This window comes from Aeromonas media (assembly GCF_000819985.1).
In the GTDB taxonomy this organism is placed as follows: domain Bacteria; phylum Pseudomonadota; class Gammaproteobacteria; order Enterobacterales; family Aeromonadaceae; genus Aeromonas; species Aeromonas media.
The window spans coordinates 1-331 of the sequence record NZ_CDBZ01000202.1; the positions used below are offsets into that span (position 1 = coordinate 1).

Sequence of the window (331 nt, forward strand, 5' to 3'; positions counted from 1 at the left end):
TGCCACACTCTGCTACAAAAGAGGTAGTAAAGGGGCACACTCTTGCCACAAAGCGGGCGTGCAATAGAGACATGAACAAGGAGGACATCATGAAACCCGCATCCCTCGCCTGGGCCCTGCCCCTGGCTCTCACCCTCATCTGGCTGCTTGGCATGACCCAGTGGCCCGCCGGTCTCTGGCCCTGGCGCCATGAACTGCTGATCCTGACCGGTCTGCTTGGCCTCGGAGCCATGACCCTCTCCCTGCTGCTGGCCCTGCGCCTGCCGAGGCTCGAAGTCTGGTGTGGCGGGCTGGATCGCATGTTGCACCTGCATCGCAGCAGCGCGCTCTG

Annotated in this window: 1 pseudogene; it reads left to right on the plus strand. The window is 62.8% G+C overall.

The features are described from left to right. Positions 1 to 89 precede the first annotated feature (89 nt). Positions 90 to 331 (plus strand): annotated as a pseudogene (locus BN1127_RS22500) (ferredoxin reductase family protein); the annotation flags it as partial.